Origin of the sequence: Streptomyces roseolilacinus, from assembly GCF_014649335.1 — a bacterium.
GTDB lineage: Bacteria > Actinomycetota > Actinomycetes > Streptomycetales > Streptomycetaceae > Streptomyces > Streptomyces roseolilacinus.
The window spans coordinates 236,235-258,561 of record NZ_BMSV01000011.1 but is presented as its reverse complement, the minus strand read 5'-3'; the positions used below and the strand labels follow the sequence as shown (position 1 = coordinate 258,561).

The 22,327-nt window shown below is 71.4% G+C and carries 20 protein-coding genes; 6 read left to right on the top strand and 14 right to left on the bottom strand.

The window, feature by feature from the left end:
* Nucleotides 1-55: 55 nt before the first annotated feature.
* The gene (locus IE106_RS25135) at nt 56-1,309 is read right to left on the bottom strand and encodes a mechanosensitive ion channel family protein (RefSeq protein WP_229840747.1); all 1,254 of its coding nucleotides are present in this window, start codon (nt 1,307-1,309) and stop codon (nt 56-58) included.
* A 38-nt stretch (nt 1,310-1,347) separates the two neighbouring features.
* On the opposite strand from IE106_RS25135, the gene IE106_RS25130 reads away from it, so the two are divergent.
* Nucleotides 1,348-1,917, top strand: coding sequence for a dienelactone hydrolase family protein (locus IE106_RS25130; protein WP_189537475.1), 570 nt, complete (start codon nt 1,348-1,350; stop codon nt 1,915-1,917).
* Nucleotides 1,918-2,025: 108 nt separating this feature from the next.
* On the opposite strand, the gene IE106_RS25125 is transcribed toward IE106_RS25130, so the two are convergent.
* The 10 genes from IE106_RS25125 to IE106_RS25080 all read right to left on the bottom strand — a co-directional run bounded on the left by IE106_RS25125 (nt 2,026) and on the right by IE106_RS25080 (nt 12,599).
* Nucleotides 2,026-3,033, bottom strand: a complete 1,008-nt coding sequence (locus tag IE106_RS25125; RefSeq protein WP_189537474.1) for a zinc metalloprotease — start codon at nt 3,031-3,033, stop codon at nt 2,026-2,028.
* A 294-nt stretch (nt 3,034-3,327) separates the two neighbouring features.
* The gene (locus tag IE106_RS25120; RefSeq protein WP_189537473.1) at nt 3,328-4,992 is read right to left on the bottom strand and encodes an alkaline phosphatase D family protein; all 1,665 of its coding nucleotides are present in this window, start codon (nt 4,990-4,992) and stop codon (nt 3,328-3,330) included.
* A gap of 141 nt (nt 4,993-5,133) precedes the next feature.
* Nucleotides 5,134-5,751 (bottom strand): hypothetical protein, encoded by a 618-nt coding sequence (locus tag IE106_RS25115; protein WP_189537472.1) that lies wholly within the window; start codon nt 5,749-5,751, stop codon nt 5,134-5,136.
* Nucleotides 5,752-5,800: 49 nt separating this feature from the next.
* The gene (locus IE106_RS25110) at nt 5,801-7,975 is read right to left on the bottom strand and encodes a hypothetical protein (RefSeq protein ID WP_189537471.1); all 2,175 of its coding nucleotides are present in this window, start codon (nt 7,973-7,975) and stop codon (nt 5,801-5,803) included.
* Nucleotides 7,975-8,418 carry a hypothetical protein gene (locus IE106_RS25105; protein WP_189537470.1) on the bottom strand — a complete coding sequence of 148 codons (444 nt, stop codon included), beginning with the start codon at nt 8,416-8,418 and terminating at the stop codon, nt 7,975-7,977. The genes IE106_RS25110 and IE106_RS25105 overlap by 1 nt, the downstream gene beginning before the upstream one ends.
* A 254-nt stretch (nt 8,419-8,672) precedes the next feature.
* On the bottom strand, nt 8,673-8,891 hold the full coding sequence (locus IE106_RS25100) for a hypothetical protein (protein ID WP_189537469.1): 219 nt from the start codon (nt 8,889-8,891) through the stop codon (nt 8,673-8,675).
* 150 nt (nt 8,892-9,041) lie between these two features.
* A complete protein-coding gene (locus IE106_RS25095; RefSeq protein ID WP_189537468.1) occupies nt 9,042-9,440 on the bottom strand; it encodes a hypothetical protein in 399 nt (132 codons plus the stop codon).
* A 181-nt stretch (nt 9,441-9,621) separates the two neighbouring features.
* Complete coding sequence (locus IE106_RS25090; protein ID WP_189537467.1) at nt 9,622-10,461, bottom strand: thioredoxin domain-containing protein; 840 nt, start codon at nt 10,459-10,461, stop codon at nt 9,622-9,624.
* Between the two features lie 68 nt (nt 10,462-10,529).
* Nucleotides 10,530-11,207: a hypothetical protein gene (locus IE106_RS25085; protein ID WP_229840756.1), complete on the bottom strand. Its 678-nt coding sequence runs from the start codon at nt 11,205-11,207 to the stop codon at nt 10,530-10,532.
* Between the two features lie 60 nt (nt 11,208-11,267).
* A complete protein-coding gene (locus IE106_RS25080) occupies nt 11,268-12,599 on the bottom strand; it encodes a DUF2252 domain-containing protein (protein ID WP_189537465.1) in 1,332 nt (443 codons plus the stop codon).
* 206 nt (nt 12,600-12,805) lie between these two features.
* On the opposite strand from IE106_RS25080, the gene dnaE reads away from it, so the two are divergent.
* On the top strand, nt 12,806-16,345 hold the full coding sequence (gene dnaE / locus IE106_RS25075; RefSeq protein WP_189537464.1) for a DNA polymerase III subunit alpha: 3,540 nt from the start codon (nt 12,806-12,808) through the stop codon (nt 16,343-16,345).
* 87 nt (nt 16,346-16,432) lie between these two features.
* Here the strand turns inward: dnaE and IE106_RS25070 are convergent, their stop codons facing one another.
* Nucleotides 16,433-16,597: a hypothetical protein gene (locus IE106_RS25070; RefSeq protein WP_189537463.1), complete on the bottom strand. Its 165-nt coding sequence runs from the start codon at nt 16,595-16,597 to the stop codon at nt 16,433-16,435.
* Between the two features lie 257 nt (nt 16,598-16,854).
* Here IE106_RS25070 and IE106_RS25065 point away from each other — a divergent pair, with 257 nt between their 5' ends.
* From IE106_RS25065 to IE106_RS25050, 4 genes are all read left to right on the top strand, one after another.
* Complete coding sequence (locus IE106_RS25065; RefSeq protein ID WP_189537496.1) at nt 16,855-18,141, top strand: NYN domain-containing protein; 1,287 nt, start codon at nt 16,855-16,857, stop codon at nt 18,139-18,141.
* 74 nt (nt 18,142-18,215) lie between these two features.
* The gene (locus IE106_RS25060; protein ID WP_229840745.1) at nt 18,216-19,196 is read left to right on the top strand and encodes an ABC transporter ATP-binding protein; all 981 of its coding nucleotides are present in this window, start codon (nt 18,216-18,218) and stop codon (nt 19,194-19,196) included.
* Between the two features lie 178 nt (nt 19,197-19,374).
* Entirely contained in the window at nt 19,375-20,190 is an 816-nt protein-coding gene (locus IE106_RS25055) for an ABC transporter permease (RefSeq protein ID WP_189537494.1), read from the top strand.
* Nucleotides 20,191-20,224: 34 nt separating this feature from the next.
* Nucleotides 20,225-20,932, top strand: a complete 708-nt coding sequence (locus tag IE106_RS25050) for a DUF2567 domain-containing protein (protein ID WP_229840744.1) — start codon at nt 20,225-20,227, stop codon at nt 20,930-20,932.
* 66 nt (nt 20,933-20,998) lie between these two features.
* Here the strand turns inward: IE106_RS25050 and ybaK are convergent, their stop codons facing one another.
* Both ybaK and IE106_RS25040 read right to left on the bottom strand, forming a co-directional pair.
* Nucleotides 20,999-21,523 carry a Cys-tRNA(Pro) deacylase gene (gene ybaK / locus IE106_RS25045; RefSeq protein ID WP_189537462.1) on the bottom strand — a complete coding sequence of 175 codons (525 nt, stop codon included), beginning with the start codon at nt 21,521-21,523 and terminating at the stop codon, nt 20,999-21,001.
* 18 nt (nt 21,524-21,541) lie between these two features.
* On the bottom strand, nt 21,542-22,282 hold the full coding sequence (locus IE106_RS25040) for an LON peptidase substrate-binding domain-containing protein (protein ID WP_189537461.1): 741 nt from the start codon (nt 22,280-22,282) through the stop codon (nt 21,542-21,544).
* Between the last annotated feature and the right edge of the window lie 45 nt (nt 22,283-22,327).

Below are 22,327 nucleotides of genomic sequence, written 5' to 3'. Positions count from 1 at the left end.
CACTCGACGGCAAGCCGCCCATCAGCCGCGTCAACAACGCTCCGGGTCAATACACCTAGGCGCTGCGGCCCGGCCCCGTCCGGCCCCGTCCGGTCCCGCCCTCCCGGCCCGGCCCGGCCGCGTCGTCCCGGCCTCCGCCCGGGTGCCGTGCGCCGTCCCGGTACCGGCCCCCGTCCCGGTGCCGCACGAGGCCCCCGTCGCGGCCGTCGTCCGCCGTGGGGGCGCGGTCGGCGTCCCGGGCGTGCTCCGCGTCGCGGGTGTGGTCCGCGTCCCGGCCCGGTGCGATCGTCGTGGCCACGCGGGGCAGCGCGTACGGATGGTTCTCGTACAGCCAGGCGATCAGCTGCTCCCGCACCTCGCACCGCAGGTTCCACACGTCGTCGGCGTTCCGCGCGGTGACCACCGCCCGCACCACCACCGTGCTCGGTGTGGTGTCCGTCACCACCAGGGACCAGGCGCGCCCGTCCCAGTCGGGGGACTTCTCCAGCAGTTCGCGCAGCCGCTCGCGCATCAGCCCGACGGGGGCCGCGTGGTCGAGGTGGAAGTAGACGGTCCCGGTGATCTGGGCGCCGCCGCGCGACCAGTTCTCGAACGGCCGGCTGGTGAAGTAGGAGACGGGCATGGTGAGCCGGCGCTCGTCCCAGGTCCGCACGGTGAGGAAGGTCAGCGTGACCTCCTCGACGACGCCCCACTCGCCGTCCACGACCACGGTGTCCCCTATCCGCACCATGTCGCCGAAGGCGATCTGGAACCCGGCGAAGACGTTGCTGAGCGTCGACTGCGCCGCCACACCGGCGACGATGCCGATGATGCCCGCGGACGCCAGCATCGACGTGCCGACCGCCCGGAAGTCCGGGAACGTCAGCAGCATCGCCGCCACCGCGACCACCCCGACCACCGCCGTGACGATCCGCATGATCAGCGTGACCTGCGTCCGGACGCGGCGCAGCCGGTCGTAGTGCCGGGTCGTCGCGGCGTACCGCGCGTACGTCGCCTCCACGACCGCCGCCGCGATCCGCACCACCAGCCAGGCGCTCGCGCCGATCAGCACGAGCGTGAGCGTCCGGCCGATGCCCACCTCGTGGTCCTTGACGACCCACCAGGCCACCTCCTGGTACGCGCCGCGCAGCAACGCGGTCAGCATGACCAGTTGGAGGGGTATCCGGCAGCGGCGCAGCAACCCCCAGAGGGGGGTCTCGGGGTGCCGGCAGTCGGCGCGCTTCAACAGCACGTCGGCCACCCAGCCGACGAACAGGGTGAGCACGACCGAACCACCGAAGACGATCAACGGACGCAGTACGTTCTCCATGACTCCGAACCCAGGACGGGGAGTGGCAGGATGACCGGATGGACATTGTGTTGTTCCACTCGGTCTACGGTCTCCGCCCGGCCGTCCACGCGGCCGCTGACCGCCTGCGTGCCGCCGGGCACCAGGTGCGCGTGCCCGACCTGTACGAGGGCCAAACCGCGGACACCGTGGAGGAGGGCCGGGCGATCAGGGACCGGATCGGCTGGGAGGAGCTGGTCAGGCGTGCCGTCGCGGCCGTCGCGCCGCACGCGGACGGCGGCCTGGTCTACGCGGGGTTCTCGATGGGTGCCGCGCTCGCCCAGACGCTGGCCGTCGCCGACGGGAAGGCGCGCGGGCTGCTGCTCCTGCACGGCACGTACGACGTGCCCGAGGACGCGTCGGTGGACGGGCTGCCGGTCCGGTTGCACGTCGCGGACCCCGACCCGTTCGAGCCGGACGACTGGCTGAACACCTGGTACCTGGAGATGGGCCGGGCCGGGGCGGACGTCGAGGTGCACCGCTACCGGGGCGCCGGGCACCTGTACACCGACCCCGGCCTGGCGGATTACGACGAGGAGGCGGCCGAGCGGACCTGGGAGGCGTCCCTGGAGTTCCTCGGCGGCCTCTGATCCGGCCGGCGGACCACGCGGGGAGGGGCACGGTGGGGCGTCGTCCGCCTCACCGTGCCCCTCGGGTGCCGTGGGCCGGACCGCCCGGGCGGCGGTCACGGCCGGGGGTCAGCCCGCCCGGTACGCCGTCCAGTGGTCCTGCATGCGCTGCACCTGACCGGTCGTGAACTGGTACATGCAGGAGTCGTACGTGTAGTCCATGAAGTTGTGGATCGGGTCCGCGCCGGCCTGGCGGGCGCAGGAGTCGCGGCCCGTCGGGCACTGGTACGCCGGGGACTTCTCGGCGGCCGTGTCGGTGACGTAGTCGCCCTGCCCGCTGCAGCCGCCCTGGAAGGTGTGGTACAGGCCCATCCAGTGGCCGACCTCGTGGGTGCCGGTGTCGCCCTGGTTGTAGTTGGCGGCCGACCCGCCGGGCAGCGACGCGTCGAGGACGACGACGCCGTCCATGGACGGGTTGGAGTCGTACGAGGACGGGAAGGTCGCCCAGCCGAGGAGGCCGTCGCCGAGGTTAGCGGTGTAGAAGTTCAGCGCGCCCGCGCCGCCCTGGCGGAGGGTGGTCTTCATCGCCTTCTCCTCGGCGGAGCCGGAGGAGAGGTTGTACCAGGCGGCGTTGTCCGTGTAGGTGGTGCCGGCGAGGGTGAACTGGAAGCCGGTGGCGGTGTTGCCGGTGCCCTGGCCGCCGAACGCGGAGTTGAGGACGGCCATCTGGTTGCCGATGTCCGTGGCGGTCAGCTTGCCCTTGGTGCCGTCGTGGACGACGTGGAAGTAGACCGGGATGGTCGTCGTCGTGGCGGCCGCGTCGAACCGGCTGCTCTCCAGGCCCTTGGTCTTGGCGGCCTTCAGCTTCTTCCGGAGGTCGGCCTCCATGGCCTCGGCCTTGGCGGCGGAGACCTCGTTGGGCTCGTGCGCGTGGACGTGGCCCGACGGGCGGGACTCGCGTGCGTGGGCGCTCCCGTCCGTCTCCTCGACGCACTCCTCGCCGGCGGCGGCGAGCGGCGCGGTCGCGGCGGCACCCGTCGGGGCGGAGAACGGGAACAGCGCCAGCGTTCCGGCCAGTACGGCCGTACCGAGCACGCGGCGGTGCGTTCTCGGGGATATACGGACAAGAGCACGCATACGTGACTCCTCGCGGGGGGAGTGGGGAGGGCCTTCCTCGCCACCGCCGGGAGATTACGTGGCCATGTCAGATGTGGAGGAGGAGCGTTCCGGCCCAATCAATCCTTGAGGGGATGGAGGCAGGTGGGCGAAATCCTTCGGTCCGTCCCGGTGGTTGAGATCCGTACGTAACGAAGGGGCCGATGCGGGCGGGCGGTGTGTCCGGATTCGATCGGTGGAACACACCACCCGCCACAAGTCTGTGATCTTCAGTTAACACGCGAAGGTTGGCTGAAAAACGCCCTTGCGGTCATCTCATCGCACCGGCGTGTACACCCGTTCGACCTTCTGCGTTCCACTCAGCGTCCGGTACGAACGCGTCCACGCGGTCGTCGCGTCCGGGTCCGTGCGGTCGGAGAGGACGAAGTAGTCCATCTGCGAGCGCTCGGACGTCACGTCCAGGACGCCGTACCCGTGGTGGTCCATGTCGATCCAGTGCACGTGCCGGTTGGCCGCCCGGAGCGCGGCGGTGGCGACCGCGGAGGCGGTGTTCGCCGGGACCTTCAGGATGTCGTCGAGGTTGTCCGAGGTCACGGACGTGACGACGAACTCGGTCGCGGCGGAGGGCGACAGGGGGTACGTGGCGGCCGTGACCGGGACGTCGTTGGCCCACGCCATGTGGATGTCGCCGGTGAGGAAGACGGTGTTGCGCACGCCCCGCTCCCGGAGGTGGGTCAACAGCTCCCGGCGGTCGTCCGTGTACCCGTCCCACTGGTCCACGTTGACGGCCAGCCCGCCCGTCGGCAGGCCCAGCAGTTCGGCCACGGGCCCCAGCAGGTGCGCCGGCAGGGAGCCGAAGGCGACCGGCGAGATCATCACCGAGGTGCCCACCAGCCGCCAGGTCGCGTCCGAGGACGCCAGTCCCGCCTTCAGCCAGTCCAGCTGGGCGCGGCCGGTGATGGTGCGCTCCGGGTCGTCGACCGCGCCGCTCCCGACGGAGGCCTGCCGGGAGCGGAACGAGCGCAGGTCGAGCAGGTGCAGGTCGGCGAGCTTGCCGTAGCGCAGCCGCCGGTAGACGGTGCCCTCGGCGGAGGTGCGCACGGGCATCCACTCGAAGTAGGCGCGCTTCGCCGCCGCCACGCGGTCGGCCCAGTCGCCCTCGGCTCCGGGCGTGTGGTTGTCCGCGCCGCCCGACCATGTGTCGTCGGCGAACTCGTGGTCGTCCCAGATCGCGATCACCGGGTGCGCGGCGTGCAGCGCCCGCAGGTGCGGGTCCGACTTGTAGGTGGCGTGCCGGAGACGGTAGTCGGCGAGGGTGACGATCTCGTGGCGCGGCTCGTGGGGACGCAGGACCTCGTCGGTCTTCGGGTAGGAGCCGGAGCCGTACTCGTATATGTAGTCGCCGAGGTGGAGCACGGCGTCCAGGTCGCCGCGCGCGGCGAGGTGGCGGTACGCGGCGAAGTGGCCGGCCTCCCAGTTGGCGCACGACACGACGCCGAACCGGACGCCCTGCGTCGCGTCGTCGTACCCCGGCGTCGTCCGGGTCCGGCCGGTCGGCGACACGGTCTCGGCGCCGGCGGCCCCGGCGGTGAACCGGAACCAGTAGGCGGTCGCCGGCCGCAGCCCGCGCACGTCCACCTTGACGGTGTGGTCGGTCTCGGCGCTCGCGGTGACGGCCCCGCGGGCGACGGTCCGCGTGAAGTCCCTGTCCTCGGCCACCTCCCATCTCACCTCGGTGTCCGCCCCCGCACCGGAGCCGGGCACGGCGTCGGGGGAGGGGGTCACGCGGGTCCACAGGAGGATCCCGTCGGGGAGCGGGTCACCGGAGGCGACACCGTGGAGGAAGGCGGGGGCGGAGGTGCTCGCGACGGCGGTGGCGGCACCCGGGACGAGCGCGGAGGCGGCGACGGCGGAGACGGCGGCGGCCTTGACGACGGTGCGTCGGCTGGGGGCGGTGTGGGTGAGGTTTCGACTGGTCACGGCGGAGCAGACTACCTGTCACGTTACTGACTAGTAAGCGCCAAGTGCCTCTGTTTGGCAGGAAGTTGCTTGCTCTTCCCGTTGTCTGAACGGAATGGCCCGCTCCGTGGGGAGCGGGCCATTCACGGGGGCTGACCGGTTTCAGTTCGGCGACTCGCCCATGACCCGCCCCTCGGAGAGTCGGGGCAGCGAGTCGGGAAAACTCCTCGGGGCCTGGCACTCACCGACCCGGTAGGCATGCCGGGCCAACTGGTAGGCGAAGTCGACGACGATCTGCCGCAGTTCGTCCCCCTGGGCGCGGGTGGTGCCGATGGTGGTGGCGTCCACTACCAAGGCGTGCGCGGGCAGTTCGCTTCTTGGCGGCGCGCAGGGAACGAACACCGTGGCGGAGTCGGGTGCCAGTGACAGACCCCGGACATCCCCTGAGGAGACCTCGATGGCACCTTCCTCGCCGCTCTTCGGCAGGAAATGCCTGTGCCAGGAACGCACATCCGCGTCGCTGGTCTCCGCGTCCCCGACGAGACTGGAATCATCGCTGGTCCGCACGTGGCAGCGGAACGTGAAGCCATGAAGCCCCTGTTCCAGCCGCCCCCGTTCCTCCGCCGTTCGCGCGCTCGGCAGGGCGCGGGCCGCGAGGTCCCGGTCCACCGCCCCCGCGCAGGGGCGTTCCGGCAGGCGGTCGATGCCCTTCGTGAAGGTCTCCACATAGCCGAAGGCCACCGCGACGGCTAGGGCCAGGCTAATCGCTGTCGTTCTCAATTTCTTTTTGTATCGGCCGGTTTGCAAGAACTTTCCCTTCCGGCTGTGGTTAAGCGCTGGGCCGCTTGTGCCGGTCTTCCAGGAAGCTGTCGCTATTCGTCCAGCCCTGGCGCACCGCATCATTGATCCAGTGCTGGGTCGCGTCTGGTGGAAGGTCGGAACGGTGCAGCTTCAGTGCGTCCATGGCTGAGTCTTGGGTCTGCAGAGTGGCGGACTCCAAGTGCGCGTCGAGACCCTTACCTGTGGCATAAAGCGCCCGGTCCAATGCGCCGTCGGCTTGCCGGCCATCGATCAGCCGGTCCACAGCCATGCCGGAAATGCCCCCGAAGTAGCCGCTCGCGGTAGCCCCGATCACGGCGCCTGCAACCGTCTGTGGTACAAGGGCAGCGGCTCCGGCGCCGATTCCGACGCCGATAATAGCCTTCATGAAGTCCCCAGTCCGTTTGCGGGCGTCATTCTCCTCCTTTTCGCTACCGAGTTCGCTACCGATTTGCGCATCAGCCTCGGAGTGGGCGACGATCCCCTCAATCAGGCCAGCGTTTTTGGCGATATAGGTGATGGCTTCCTTGGTTTCTCCGTCATACAGGGACGGGTTCGCGATGTGAGCCTCCAGGGAACTTGCCGTGTAGATGCTTTCCCCGAAACGAATCTGGCGAGCGCCATCGGGATCCTGTGCCACCTCATACAAAAACCGGCCGACGTCTGTTTGGCTGAAGGGGTCTGGATCGGCGCTGTCTGTTAGGAAGACAGAATTCCGCGCTTCTCCGTACAAAGCCCGGTTGATCTCGGGCATGTAGCCAGACGCCATCCTGCCGAAGTGCTCTCCCGTCTCCTTCGTGACCAGTGACGCGCCGTCGGGCTGTGCGATGGTCTCTGTGACCATCCTCATGATCTCGGCCTGAGTGGTGCTGCGCGGTACCGGCTCGCTCGGGACCTCGCCGACGGCCGTTCCGAGCACGGCTGCTTCGAGTGCGCCCGCGACTGCTGCGTCGCGATCCGTGTATCGGATGCTCTCAAGGGAGTGCTTGAAGACCTCCTTGTCGGCGAACGTGTTCGTCGCTGCTTCCGGGTTGTGGGACAGCGCCTTCATGAACCCGACCATCGGGTCCTGGCCGTCCTCCTCACCGAAGACCAGATCTGTGAGCTGGTTCGGTGCCTTCCACAGGTCGTTCGTGTTCATGCCCGCTCCGCCCGTGGGAGCCATGTCCGCCTTGAGGAGTTTCTTGCCGTACGCGTCCAGGAACTCCGCGTCGTACTTGCCCTGGCCCATCAAGCTGCTCATGACCTGGAAGCCCATGGCGCTCATGGGACCGCGCGTAGGGTGAGCGGGATTGTCAGACGTGTAGACCTTGGTGCCCTCTTCGATGACCTGGCGCTTCCAGGCCGTCATGCCGTCGGCGTCGGAGAGGGTCGCCGTGGCGAGCGTGGTGCTCAGGTTTTCCTGAAAATCCTGCAGCTGATGGAGTTCTGAGTCCCTCGCCCCCAGGTGGAGGCTGGACATGTCCGCCCAGAACTGCAGTGTGTTTCGGGCGCCCAGCTTCGTTGCGAACTCGGCGGCGAAGAGTTCGTCGTTCTTGTGCTGCGCCAGCGTGCGGTTGAGTTCGGCAAGCTGCTCGGGAGTCAGCTTCTTCGCGTCCTTGGCCAGAGCGGCCATGTCAGCGGCCTTCTCGAGTGCGTCTGCCGCGCTGTCACGATCGGCGTACTTGGCGCTGGAAAAACCGTGGTCCGCTTGGTTGGCCAGGGCGGTGAGGGCGCGGGCCGCGGTGGAGTCGCTGGTGGTCGCCCTGTCCAGAATGCCCTGAAGCTCATCCACGACGCCTTTCATGGCCTGCTCGCTGTCCGGTGGCTCCGGGTGGACGTTGACGTAGACCTTGAAGCCGCCCCCCGCGACACCGACGACCGTGAGCTTCTTCTTCCACGCGCGATCGATGGCCTGATTGAGGTCGTCGCGGTGCTTGACCAGTTCGTCCCGCGTGTCGCGCAGGATGTTGAGGATGCTGGTGGCCTGGGCCACCGCGTCACTGAACTCACCGACCGTCTTGGTGATGAACTCACGGGAGACCGTCGCGTTGACACCGGCCCAATTCGCCCGTTGCGCCTTTGCGCGCATGTCGTCTCGCGCCCTGGTCTCCAGGGCTTTGAGCTGCTTGACCATCATCGACCAGTCGTTGATCGCCGTGCCGAGCGTGGCGAAGTTGCCGTGCCGGAGCGCTTCCAGGTCCATCAGTTCTTCGCCCCCCGGTCGAATCCCTGGTCCAGCGTCTCGATACTGCTGAGGGTCGACGCGATGAAGTACTCGTCCCCCGCGTGGGCATTCCGGGTGAAGTCCATGTGGTTGGAGATGTGCGCGCAGGCGTCCAACAAGGACCGCAACTGCTTATCCCAGCGCTTCTCCACCGTGGACAGGGCAGCGCCCAGTTCGAATTCCTGGGTGGTGAGGTCCTTGGCCGCCTCCTGCGTGCTGGCCGCAGCTCCGCGCCCGTGCTTGCCCAGACCCTCGAACAATCTGAAGGCGCTGTCTCCCACAGCAGCAAGGTCCTGCTGATTGACCTTCAGGTCGCCCTCCGCACCCCCGCCGGACGGCTGCGGCTCGAGCATGTTCAGGCGCATCCGCTCGGACCCGGCACGTGCTTCGGCTTTCAACTGTTCCCACTCGTCCCACGCCATGCAGTGGATCCCCCCATGTGAATGGATGAGCTGGTCCATTGTTATCCAACAAGGAGGCGGCACCACTCAGCCGTGGCTTGAAGCACACCTTTCGAAGGAATCGGCGGAGTCTTGCCTGTACAGGGGGCTGCCGCACTGAGACATGACACCTGGCGGTTCACCGCGGCGCCGAGCCGGGCCGGCACGTGCGTCCCGTGTGAGGCCTGGAGCGGTACCCCATCAGGGCTGGGCCGGGTACAGCATCAGGCCTGATGTCAGAGAGGCGAGACCCGGGCGGTGAGCCGGCGGCTCCCGCAGGAGGGAGGCGGCCGCAGCCCGCGCACGTCCACCTTGACGGTGTGGTCGGTCTCGGTGCTCGCGACGGCGGTGGCGGCACCCGGGACGAGCGCGGAGGCGGCGACGGCGGAGACGGCGGCGGCCTTGACGACGGTGCGTCGGCTGGGGGCGGTGTGGGTGAGGTTTCGACTGGTCACGGGCGCTCAGATTACTGAGCAGTAGAGCCGGTGGCGGGCGAACTCCCCAGAGTTCGCCCGCCTGTTGGCCGAAAGCCGCGCCCGGTCAACCTCGTCGGCTGCGGGCCTCACCGGTGGTCGGTCGGTGAGGTCGCGGCGGCGGGGTGGGGATCAGGCGACGCCGCCCTGCTTGGTCGCGCAGTACTCCTCGCGGCCGTCCGCGCCGTCCTTCAGGCAGACGCGCACGGTCACCCGGGTGCCCTCGGGGATGTCCCCGCTCTTGCTGGCGCAGCCGTTGTTCGCGCCGTCGGCGTCCTCGGCGACACGCCGGAAGCTGCCGGTCGACGTGGTGTAGATGAGCTCGCCGTGCACCCTCTTGCCGTCCGCGCGCGTGTCGCAGACGTCGAGGCGGTCGCCGTTGGAGACGAACTTGGCCCACCCGCCCCAGCCGGCGTCGTTGGTGTAGGCGATGGCGTCCGTGGCGGCCAGGGCCGGGCTGACGCCCAGCGCGAACGCGGCGCCCGCGGCGGCGGCCACGACGGCCCCGCGCTTCTTCGTCCTCGTGGTCATGAGCATGATTGAATCCCTCCCGTTTTGATCAAATGATCATGCGGAAAGGATTCTTCTCACGAGATCACGGCATGTCAAAGCGATTATTGCTTTTCTGGCCGGAAAGTGGTAATGAGGGCGGCCGGAAATGGTGCACGGGGAGGCGGGGCGCCGCGGCCCCGCCTCCCCGTGACGGCCTCCGTCAGCCCTTCAGGGCCTTGTCCATGGCCGCGGTGAACTCTGCCGCCGTCATCGGGGCGTTCTTGCCGTTCGCGTCCGTGACCGGCTTCCCGTCCATCTTCAGGGACGGGGTGCCCGTGACGCCGCTCTTGTCGAAGGTCAGGGACATCTTCAGCGCCCAGGCGTCGAAGGTGCCCTCCTCGACGTTCTTCTCGAACTCCTTGTTGTCCTTCAGCTCCGGGACCGCGTCGGCGATCTTCAGGAGGTACTCGTCCTTGGCGAGCTCGTCCTTGGACTCCTCCGGGTGGAACTTCGTCGAGTACATCGCCGCCTTGAACTTCATGAACGCGTCGGGGCTCACGTCGAGCGCCGCGCCCAGGGCGGACAGGGCGCTCTTGGAGCCCTCGCCGTTGGTGCCGATGCGGTTCTCGCTCATGGAGTCGCCGTCGAGGAAGGTGGCGCCCACGTACTGGAGCTTGTACTTGCCGGCTTCCACGTCCTTCTCTATCACCGGGCCGACCTGCTGCTCGAAGATCGCGCAGACCGGGCAGCGCGAGTCCTCGAAGACCTGGAGGGTCTTCTTCGCCGTCGGCTTGCCGATGACGACCGTGGTGCCGTTCTCACCGGTCGTGTTCTTGGGGGCCCTGACGTCCTTGACGCCCTTGGCGGCCTCCCAGTGGGAGGGCTTGTTGGCCTGGACGACGGCGTAGCCGATGCCGCCGGCCAGGGCGAGCGCGGCCAGGACGGAGACGCCGACGGTGACCTGCCGCCGCATCTTGTCCCGCTTGGCCTGGCGCTCCCGCTCCTCCCGGAGCCGTTCGCGGGCCGCCGCCTTGTTGGCCTTGCTGTTGCGTGCGCTCATGGTGGTTCGTTCTCCGTCTGTGTGTGGGGGATCACCGTTCGGTGATCAGTGGTCGAAGGGTGCTGTGGTCAGGCCGCCGCGGGCCTGCGCGGCGGTCCCCTCCGGCCGACGGAGTGCACCAGGAGGCGCGCGTGCGGGGCGGTGCGCCGGCGGGCGCCCGCGCGCGGAGCCGGCCGGGGCGCGGGCCCCCGCGCCGTGGCCACCGTCCACGCCACCAGCAGCGGACGGAACGCCGCCGCCCCCGCCGCCCGCAGCACCCGCCCCAGCGCCGCCTCGCCGCGCCGCAGCCAGGCGGCGGCGGCCAGCCCCACCGTGACGTGCGCGGCGAGCAGCAGCCACGGCACCACCGGGTCGCCGGAGTGCAGCAGCGCCGCCGCCGCGGTCCGCGGCCCGGCGACGCCCGGCAGGGGCGTGCCCACGGCCTCGCCGCACAGCACGTCGACGCCGACCGCGCGCAGCGACCCGGCGACCGGGCCGCCGGACGGGCCGTAGCAGGCGTGCTGGCCCACCGTGAACACGGTGTCCGCGGCCAGCTCCAGCGGGACGAGCAGGCCGGCGATCGGCCAGTACCCCCGCTCCCGGCCGGCCAGCGCGTAGGCGACGGCGAAGACGCCACCCGCGACCAGCAGGACCGCGGTCAGCGGCAGCGGCACCCGGGACAGCAGCACGTGGGAGGCGACGGACAGCGTCACGACGAGAGCCGTGAAGATCGCTGCCCGCACCCCCCTCAGCCGGGTCCCGGTCATGTCGTCCATCGTCCGAGAGTGTGCCATGACGGGCTGTAAGGGGCCCCTAAAAAACGATGATCAGCGGAGCCCCGGAATCCGACCGTTACGGAAGAGGTCCACGAACGTCTGGTGGTCCGCCCGCGCCCGCGCCCCGTAGGCGTGCGCGAAGTCCACCAGCATCTCCCCGAACCCCTCCTCGTCCGCCGCGATCGCCGCGTCGATGGCCCGCTCCGTGTTGAACGGCACCAGCGAGTGGCCGCTCTCGTCGTCCGCGGCCGCGTGCATCGTGGCCGTCGCCCGGCCCAGGTCCGCGACCGTCGCGGCCATCTCGTCCGGCTCGTCGATGTCCGACCAGTCCAGGTCCACGGCGTACGGGGAGACCTCCGCGACCAGCTGGCCCGCGCCGCCCAGCTCCGTCCAGCCCAGCCACGGGTCGGCGTGCGCCTGGAGGGCGCGCTGCGAGATCACCGTGCGGTGCCCCTCGTGGTGGAAGTAGCCCCGCACCGCCGGGTCCGTCACGTGCCGGGAGACCGCCGGGACCTGCGCCTGCTTCATGTAGATCACGACGTCGTTCTCCAGGGCGTCGCTGTTGCCCTCCAGGAGGATGTTGTACGACGGCAGGCCGGCCGAGCCGATGCCGACGCCGCGCCGCCCCACCACGTCCTTCACCCGGTACGAGTCCGGGCGGCCCAGGCTGGACGGCGGCAGCGTCTCCAGGTACCCGTCGAAGGCGGCCAGCACCTTGTAGCGGGTCGCCGCGTCCAGGTCGACCGCGCCGCCGCCGGAGGAGAAGCGGCGCTCGAACCCGCGGATCTCCGTCATCGTGGCGAGCAGCCCGAACCGGGTCAGCGACCGGGCCTCCCGCAGGACGTCCAGCAGCGGGCCCCGCGCCGTGTCCAGCGTGAACGGCGGCACCTCCTCGTCGCGGGCGCCGGTCGCCAGGGCGTGGATCCGCTCCCGGTACGCCGCCGCGCACAGCCGCACGAGCGCGGTGATCTGGTCGTCGCCGAGCGCCTTGGCGTACCCGAGGAGCGCCAGGGAGGCGACGAGGCGCTTCAGGTCCCAGGTGAAGGGGCCGACGTACGCCTCGTCGAAGTCGTTGACGTTGAACACCAGGCGGCCGTTGGCGTCCATGTAGGTGCCGAAGTTCTCCGCGTGCAGGTCGCCGTGGATCCAGACCCGGCCCGTCCGCTCGTCCAGGTACGGGCCGCCCTTCCGCTCCTCCTCGTCGAGGTCGGCGTAGAAGAGGCAGGCGGCGCCCCGGTAGAAGGCGAAGGCGGAGTTCGCCATCTTCCGGAACTTGACCCGGAAGGCCGCCGGGTCCGCCGCCAGCAGCTCCCCGAAGGCGGTGTCGAACACGGAGAGGATCTGCTCGCCGCGCTCCTGGGCGGTGGGCTGCGGGACCGGCATCGCTGGGTGCCTCCTGACACGCGCACGCCACAGCGTGGCGTGCATCACAAAACGGGCGGGTGTTACCGATCACTCCAACGCGCGGACCCGCCCCCGAGTGCCCGCGCACCACCCCCCGCGGCGGGCCTCCGCCGTCACCGGGGAGTCGTAGACTTCCCAGCGACCCCCCTTCCCTCCCGACGCTCCCGCCCCCGGAGGCCGCAACCGTGTCGAAGCCGCCGTTCACGCACCTCCACGTGCACACCCAGTACTCCCTCCTGGACGGTGCCGCGCGGCTCAAGGACATGTTCAACGCGTGCAACGAGATGGGCATGACGCACATCGCCATGTCCGACCACGGCAACCTGCACGGGGCGTACGACTTCTTCCACTCGGCGCAGAAGGCGGGCGTCACGCCGATCATCGGCATCGAGGCCTACGTGGCGCCCGAGTCCCGGCGCAACAAGCGCAAGGTCCTGTGGGGCCAGCCGCACCAGAAGCGCGACGACGTCTCCGGTTCCGGCGGCTACACCCACAAGACGATCTGGGCGTACGACAGCACCGGCCTCCACAACCTCTTCCGCCTCTCCTCCGACGCGTACGCCGAGGGCTGGCTGCAGAAGTGGCCCCGGATGGACAAGGAGACCATCGCCCAGTGGTCGCAGGGGCTGGTCGCCTCCACCGGCTGCCCGTCCGGCGAGGTGCAGACGCGGCTGCGGCTCGGCCAGTTCGACGAGGCCCTGAAGGCCGCCTCCGACTACCAGGACATCTTCGGCAGGGAGCGGTACTTCCTGGAGCTGATGGACCACGGCATCGAGATCGAGCGCCGGGTCCGCGACGGCCTGCTGGAGATCGGCCGGAAGCTCGGCATCCCGCCGCTGGTCACCAACGACTCGCACTACACGTACGCGCACGAGGCCGGCGCCCACGACGCGCTGCTGTGCATCCAGACCGGCAAGAACCTCTCCGACCCGGACCGCTTCAAGTTCGACGGCACGGGCTACTACCTGAAGTCCACGGAGGAGATGTACGCCATCGACTCCTCGGACGCCTGGCAGGAGGGGTGCGCCAACACGCGGCTGATCGCCGACATGGTCGACCCGAGCGGCATGTTCGAGAAGCGCGACCTCATGCCGAAGTTCGACATCCCCGAGGGGCACACGGAGGTCAGCTGGTTCCGGGAGGAGGTCCAGCGCGGCATGCACCGCCGCTTCCCCGGCGGCATCCCGGAGGACCGGCAGCGGCAGGTCGAGTACGAGATGGACGTCATCATCCAGATGGGGTTCCCGGGGTACTTCCTCGTCGTCGCCGACTTCATCATGTGGGCCAAGAACCAGGGCATCGCGGTCGGCCCCGGCCGAGGCTCCGCGGCCGGCTCGATCGTCGCGTACGCGCTGGGCATCACCGACCTCGACCCGATCCCGCACGGCCTGATCTTCGAGCGGTTCCTCAACCCCGAGCGCGTCTCCATGCCCGACGTCGACATCGACTTCGACGAGCGCAGGCGCGTCGAGGTGATCAGGTACGTGACGGAGAAGTACGGCGCCGACAAGGTCGCCATGATCGGCACGTACGGCACCATCAAGGCCAAGAACGCGATCAAGGACTCCGCGCGCGTGCTGGGCTACCCGTACGCGATGGGCGACCGGATCACCAAGGCCATGCCCGCCGACGTCCTCGGCAAGGGCATCCCCCTGTCCGGCATCACCGACCCCTCGCACCCGCGCTACAGCGAGGCGGGCGAGGTCCGGGGCATGTACGAGAACGAGCCGGACGTCAAGAAGGTCATCGACACCGCGCGCGGCGTGGAGGGCCTGGTCCGGCAGATGGGCGTGCACGCCGCCGGCGTGATCATGTCCAGCGAGACCATCACCGAGCACGTCCCCGTCTGGGTGAGGCACACCGACGGCGTCACCATCACCCAGTGGGACTACCCGAGCTGCGAGTCGCTCGGCCTGCTGAAGATGGACTTCCTCGGCCTGCGCAACCTCACGATCATGGACGACGCCGTCAAGATGGTGAAGGCCAACAAGGGGATCGACATCGACCTCCTCGGCCTCCCGCTCGACGACCCGACCACCTTCGAGCTGCTCCAGCGCGGCGACACCCTCGGCGTCTTCCAGTTCGACGGCGGGCCCATGCGGTCCCTGCTGCGGCTGATGAAGCCCGACAACTTCGAGGACATCTCCGCCGTCTCGGCCCTCTACCGGCCGGGCCCGATGGGCATGAACTCGCACACGAACTACGCCCTGCGCAAGAACGGCCAGCAGGAGATCACCCCGATCCACCCGGAGCTGGAGGAGCCGCTCCGGGAGGTCCTGGGCGTCACCTACGGCCTCATCGTCTACCAGGAGCAGGTGCAGAAGGCCGCCCAGATCATCGCCGGGTACTCGCTCGGCGAGGCCGACATCCTCCGCCGCGTCATGGGCAAGAAGAAGCCCGAGGAGCTGGCGAAGAACTTCACGATCTTCCAGGCCGGCGCCAAGAGGAACGGCTACAGCGACGAGGCGATCCAGGCGCTGTGGGACGTGCTGGTCCCCTTCGCCGGCTACGCCTTCAACAAGGCCCACTCCGCCGCGTACGGGCTGGTGTCGTACTGGACGGCGTACCTCAAGGCCAACCACCCCGCCGAGTACATGGCGGCGCTGCTCACCTCGGTCAAGGACGACAAGGACAAGTCGGCGGTCTACCTCAACGAGTGCCGCCGCATGGGCATCAAGGTCCTCCCGCCCAACGTCAACGAGTCCGAGGCGAACTTCGCGGCCCAGGGCGACGACGTGATCCTCTTCGGCCTCTCCGCCGTGCGGAACGTCGGGACGAACGTCGTCGAGTCGATCATCAAGTGCCGCAAGGCGAAGGGGAAGTACTCCTCCTTCCCCGACTTCCTGGACAAGGTCGAGGTCGTCGTCTGCAACAAGCGCACCGTCGAGTCGCTGATCAAGGCCGGCGCCTTCGACGAGATGGGCCACACGCGCAAGAGCCTCGTCGCGCACCACGAATCCATGATCGACAACGTGGTCGCGGTCAAGCGCAAGGAGGCCGAGGGCCAGTTCGACCTCTTCGGCGGCATGGGCGAGGAGGGCGGCGACGAGCCGGGCTTCGGCCTGGACGTCGAGTTCTCCGACATCGAGTGGGAGAAGTCCTACCTGCTCGCCCAGGAGCGCGAGATGCTCGGCCTGTACGTCTCCGACCACCCGCTGTTCGGCGTCGAGCACGTCCTGTCCGACAAGACCGACGCGGCGATCTCCCAGCTCACCGGCGGCGAGCACGCGGACGGCGCGGTCGTCACCATCGGCGGGATCATCTCCGGCCTCCAGCGGAAGATGACCAAGCAGGGCAACGCCTGGGCCATCGCCACCGTCGAGGACCTGGCCGGCTCCATCGAGTGCATGTTCTTCCCCGCCACCTACCAGCTGGTCTCCACCCAGCTCGTCGAGGACACGGTCGTCTTCGTCAAGGGCCGCCTCGACAAGCGCGAGGACGTGCCCCGGCTGGTCGCCATGGAGCTGATGGTCCCCGACCTGTCGTCGGCGGGGACCAACGCGCCGGTCGTCCTCACCATCCCGACGGTGAAGGTGACCCCGCCGATGGTCAGCCGCCTCGGCGAGATCCTCAGCCACCACCGGGGCAACACCGAGGTGCGGATCAAGCTCCAGGGGCCCCGCAAGACCACCGTGCTCCGCCTCGACCGGCACCGCGTCCAGCCCGACCCGGCGCTCTACGGCGACCTGAAGGTCCTCCTCGGCCCGTCCTGCCTGGCCGGCTGAGGCGCCGGCCGACCCGCGGAAAGGGGCGCGCCCGTGATCACGGGCGCGCCCCTTTCCGCGGATCCCCGCCGGTCCGCCCGGCGCGGGTCAGTTGTGACCGAACCTCTTCTGCCGGCCCTTCTGCGCGAGGTCCGCCGGCGTCACCTGGGTCGACCGCTGCTCCGCCTGGCGCGCCATCGACGTGTCGTGGGACTGCTGGGTGCCGCGCTCGGCCTGCCGCTGCTGACGTTCGGTCTTCTTGTTCTTGGCCATGGTGGTGCCTCCTGTGGGATGTGGGGGCCAGGACCGCGACCAGACTCACATACCGGTATGTACCGCGCATTTTGGATCATCGCGGACGGTAGTCGCGGGCCGCGGCGGGAGGCCGTAGTCAGGAAGCGCGGAAGGCACTACGGTGAGGCGCCACGCCGATGATCGCGCTCCGGCCGTCAAGACCCCGGCAGTCGGGCAGACTCGAAGGAAACCCGAAGCAACTCCGATCCCGAGGTTCCCGAAAGAGGGTGGAACACGTGGACCGCTGCGTCGTGCTCGTGGACGCCGGCTACCTGCTCGGCGCCGCCGCCAGCCTGCTGGCCGGGGAGCCCGCCCGCTCCCGGATCACCGTCGACCACTCCGCCCTCATCCAGGGACTGCGGGAACGCGCCGAGGCCGACACGGCCCAGCCGCTGCTCCGCATCTACTGGTTCGACGGCGCCCCCGACCGCGTCCCCCAGCCGGAGCACCGCCGCCTGCGCGTCATGCCCCGGGTGACCGTCCGGCTCGGCGCCCTGACCCGCAGCGACGGGCGCTGGGCGCAGAAGGGCGTCGACGCCGCCATGCACGCCGAGCTGACCGAACTGGCCCGCAACCGCGCCTGCTCCGACGTCGTCCTCGTCACCGGCGACGGTGACCTGCTGCCCGGCCTGATGTCCGCCAAGGAGCACGGCGTCGCCGTCCACCTCTGGGCCGTCCAGGCCGCCGACGGCGACTACAACCAGTCCGAGGACCTCGTCGCCGAGGCCGACGAGCGCCGCGTCCTCGACCGGGCCTGGATCACCCGCGCCGTACGGACGAAGGACCTCACCGGGCCGTGCGCCCCGCCCCCCGCCCCGCGCCCCGAGATCGCCGCCATCCTCGCCGCGCCCCTGCCCGAGGCGGCCCTCGCCGCCGCCGAACGGGCCTCCGGCACGCCGCCCGGCACCCTCGACGGCACGACGCCCCCGGTACCCGCCCCGGCCGCCCCGGCCGCCCCCGGGACGCCCGCCGCGCCGGCCGACGGCTCCGCGCACACGACCGCCCCCGCCGGCGCGGCGCGCGGCGTCCCCACCCCGAAGGACCTCGCCGGGCTGCGCACCGCCGCCCACCAGAACCCCCAGCCGGCCGTCGGGCCCGCCAACGCCACCCTGCGCTGGTCCTCCGACCGAGGCTGGATCGACCGCCCCGGCCCCCTCGGCGAACCCCCCGAGACCGCGTCCCTCCCCACCCTCGCCCAGCTCACCAGCGCCGAGCAGCGCTGGGCCGACCGGGAGGAGGACATCACCACGGTCGGCGGTGACCCGTTCGAGGTGGGCCAGGTCTTCGCCCGCCGCTGGATGGAGCGGCTCCCCGAGCAGAGCCACGTCCAGAAGCTCTCCGCGATGTACCCGCGCATCCCGCACCGCATCGACGGCGAACTCCTCCGCTACGCCGCCCGGTTCGGCCTCCTCGCCCACAAGGACGACCAGATCGACGAGCACGACCGGTACGCGATCCGGGCCGGTTTCTGGCGCGAGATCGACGTCCGCGCGGCGGCCGGGAACCACGCGGCGGGGGAGTAGCGGCGGGCACGGCGGGCCGCGCAGCGCCGCCCCGGGCGCGATCCGGGGTCCGCGACCCCTTAGGCTCATCCCTCGTGAGTACGGTGTGCGTGGTGCGGGATCTGGTGAAGACGTACCCCGCCGCGCGCGGCGGGCGCGGCAGGCCCGCGACACCCGAGGTACGGGCCACCGACGGGGTCAGCCTGGACGTGCGGGGCGGCGAGATCTTCGGGCTGCTCGGCCCCAACGGCGCCGGCAAGTCCACCCTCGTGCGCCAGCTCACCGGCCTGATGCGCCCCGACTCCGGCAGCGTCGAGATCCTCGGCCACGACCTGGTGCGCCACCCCGACCGCGCCGCGCGGCTCATCGGCTACCTCGGCCAGGAGTCCACCGCGCTCGACGAGCTCACCGTCGCGCTGGCCGCCGAGACGACCGGCCGGCTGCGCGGCCTCACCGCCCGGGACGCCCGCGCCGCGCGCGACGCCGTCCTCGACGAACTGGGCCTCGGCGAACTCGCCACGCGGCCCCTGAAGAAGCTCTCCGGCGGACAGCGCCGGCTCGCCTGCTTCGCCGCCACTCTCGTCGGCGAGCGGCCGCTGCTCGTCCTCGACGAGCCGACCACCGGCATGGACCCGATGGCGCGCCGCGCCGTCTGGGCCGCCGTCGACCGGCGCCGCGCCGAGCACGGCGCGACGGTGCTGCTGGTCACCCACAACGTGATAGAAGCGGAGACCGTCCTGGACCGCGTCGCCGTCCTGGAGCGGGGCCGGGTCATCGCCTGCGACACCCCGGCCGGGCTGAAGGAGCGCGTGGCCGGCGAGGTGCGGGTCGACCTGGTGTGGCGGGAGCGGGCCCCGCTGGACGTGCCCGAGGTGGCCGCGCTGCGGGCCTTCGCCCACGAGTCGGGACGCCGCTGGGTGCTGCGCCTGGCCCCGGACGAGGCGCGCGCGGCGGTCGCGGCGGTGACGGGTGGCGCGGCGTTCGCGGCGCTCGACGACTTCACGCTGGCGACGCCGAGCCTGGAGGACGTCTACCTGGCGCTCGGCGGCGAGGCGAAGGGGCTGGTCAAGTCATGAACGTACGGCGACGCGAGGACCCGGGGGCCGGCACGGGCCGGCGCCCCGCACGGGCCGGCGCCCGGACGCGAGGTGCCACCGCCCCGGTGCGCCGGGCGGCCGGCGGGGCGGAGACGGTCGGCGCGCGGTACGGCGCCGGTGGCGAGGACGGGAGTGGGAAACGGTGAGCACCCTGCCTGTGGAGGCGCTCTCGACGGGGACCGTCCGGTCGGCCGCCGCCGGGACGGGCGGCCGGACCGCCGCGCCCCTCGCCCCCCGCGCGCGGCTGCTGCCGGCGCTCGCCGCCGTGTACCGGGCGCAGCTGTCCCGCGCCCGGGTCGCCCGCATCCCGCTGCTGTTCGTCGCGACCTTCCAGTCCGTCGGGATCATGGTGCTGATGCGCGGCGTCGTCGACGGCGGCGCCGAGGCCCGCGCGGTCGTCGCCGGGTCGTCCGTCCTCGTCGTGGCGTTCGTCGCGCTGAACCTGCTCGCCCAGTACTTCGGGCAGCTGCGGGCGAGCGGCGGCCTCGACCACTACGCCACGCTGCCCGTGCCGCCCGCCGCCGTGGTGCTCGGCGCCGCGGGGGCGTACGCCTCCTTCACGGTGCCCGGCACGATCGTCACGGCCGTCACCGGCTCGCTCCTCTTCCAGCTGCCGCTCACCCACCTGTGGGTCCTCGCGGCCGTCGTCCCGCTCGCCGGGGCCGCCCTGTCCGGGCTCGGCGCCGCGCTCGGGCTGCTGGCCCCGCGCCAGGAGCTGGCGACGCTGCTCGGCCAGCTCGGCATGTCGGCGGCGCTGCTGCTCGGCGTCCTGCCGGCCGACCGCCTGCCCGCCCCGATCGGCTGGGCCCGCGACCTGCTCCCGTCGACGTACGGGGTCGAGGCGCTGGCCCGGACCTTCGACCCGAGCCCGGACTGGACGGCCGTCGCCCTGGACCTCTCGGTCTGCGCCGCCGTCGGCGTCGCCTCCCTGGGCGTGGCCACCTGGGCGTACCGCCGGGCGGCCGTCCGATGAGGCGGTGCCCGGCCGGGCCTGGCACGATGACAGAGTGAGCGCACCCCTTCCCCCGCCCCACCGGCCCCCGAGCGAGCACGTGCCGAACGACGCCGCCCCCCGCACCCTCCCGAACGGCGACACGCCGGGCGGGCACACCGCGTGGCCGCCGCCCGCGCACCCGTACGCCAAGGGCGGGGAGGCGGCACCGGACACGGCGGCGGAGGTGCGCCAGGGCGCCGCGGTCCTGCTCGCGGTGGCGGTCGCGGGGATCGCGCTCGGCCTGCTGTGGCTGTGGCGGGCGCCGCGCACCCCGCTCGTCTCGGACGGCACGTCGGTCCTGCTGGCGGAGTCGGAGGCGGAGCACGCCGTCGGCGCGGACGCCGTGTTCATCCTGCTCGCCCTGGCGTTCGGCGCGCTCAGCGCCCTCGCCGTGTTCCTGTGGCACCGGCGGGGCGGCGTCGCCGTCGTGGTCGGCCTCGCCCTCGGCGGGGTGCTCGGGTCCGTACTGGGCTGGGGCACGGGCACGCTCCTCGGCCCCACGCACGACGTGGTGGCCCACGCGCGGGCGGTCGGCGAGGGCGTCGTCTTCGACGCGCCGCTGGAACTCCAGGCGTACGGCGCGCTGCTGGCCTGGCCGGTCGCCGCGATGCTCGTCCACCTGGGGCTCACGGCGCTGTTCGGCCCCCGCGACCCCGAGCCGGAGTGGGACCTCACCGCGTACGACCCGCCGCCCCCGCCCCCGGGCGACGACCGCGCCTGAGCGCGACCCGGCCCGAGCGCGGCCGGGTCCGAGCGCGGCCGGGTCCGAGCGCGGCCGGCCCCGGCGCTACGCCCGGCCGATGGGCGCGAGGACGGCGCCGGTCAGCTCCGCCAGGTGCGCCGGGGCCAGCTCGACCTCCAGGCCGCGCCGCCCCGCCGACACGCAGATCGTCTCGTGCCGCGACGCCGAGGCGTCCAGGACCGTCGGCAGCCTCCTCCGCTGCCCCAGCGGCGAGATGCCGCCCCGCACGTAGCCGGTCGTCCGCTCCGCGGCCGCCGGGTCGGCCATCGCCGCGCGCTTGCCGCCGACCGCCGCGGCCAGCGCCTTCAGGTCCAGCTGGCCGGCCACCGGCACCACCGCGACCGTCAGGACGCCGTCGACGTCGGCGACCAGCGTCTTGAACACCCGCTCCGGGGACACGCCGAGCGCCTCCGCGGCCTCCCCGCCGTACGACGGCGACGCCGGGTCGTGCGCGTACTCGTGCACCGTGAACGGCGTGCCCGCGGCGGTCAGGGCCACCGTCGCGGGGGTGCCGCCCGCCCGCCGGCCGCCACCCGCGCCGTCCTCCCGCCTCTTCGCCTTCTTCGCCATCGCGTCTCCCTCCCCGTGTCAGTTGGGGCTCGTCGGCGCCCGTGTCAGCTCGACCGCCGGCAGCGAGGGCAGGTGCCGCAGCACCGCCGTCTCGGTGCGCAGCAGCCGCAGTTCCTCGCGCAGCCGGGTCGCCGTGTCGGGCGCCTGGAGCAGCCGCTGCTTCGCCGGCGTGTCCAGCACCGCGGCGGCGGCCACCAGGTACGACACGACCGACGGCTCGTCGGGCAGCTCGGCGCCCGTGGCCAGCGACCGCTCGCGCGCCCCCGCCAACCGCTTCTGGTACGCGCGGAAGGCCCGCAGCACGCCCTCGGCGAGCGCGCCGGCGCCCTCGCCCTGCCGCTCCTCCAGCTCCTCCAGCTCCGCGGTGAGGAAGGGGCCGCTCGCGTCGACCGACAGGACCCTCACCCGCGTCGTCCCGGTCGCGAGGACCTCGAAGCTGCCGTCCGGGCGCTCGCGGATGGTCGCCGCGTCGGCGACGCAGCCGATCCGGTGGAACGCCTCGACCGGGTCGGGGCCGAAGCCCGCGGCGGGACCACGTTCCGGAAGCGCCGTCGGGTCGGGCAGCCCCGGCGCGGTCGGCGCCACCTCGTGGCCGTCGCGGATCGCGACGACGGCGAAGCGGCGCGGCTGCGACTCGTCCGTCTTGAGCAGCTCGCGCATCATGGCGCGGTACCGCTCCTCGAAGACGTTCAACGGCAGCACGAGGCCGGGGAAAAGCACCGCGTTCAGCGGGAAGAGGGGCAGGCGAGCGGTGGTCACAGCGGTCAAGCCTAATGGCCGCCCGCCGCCGCGCGTCCGGCCGCC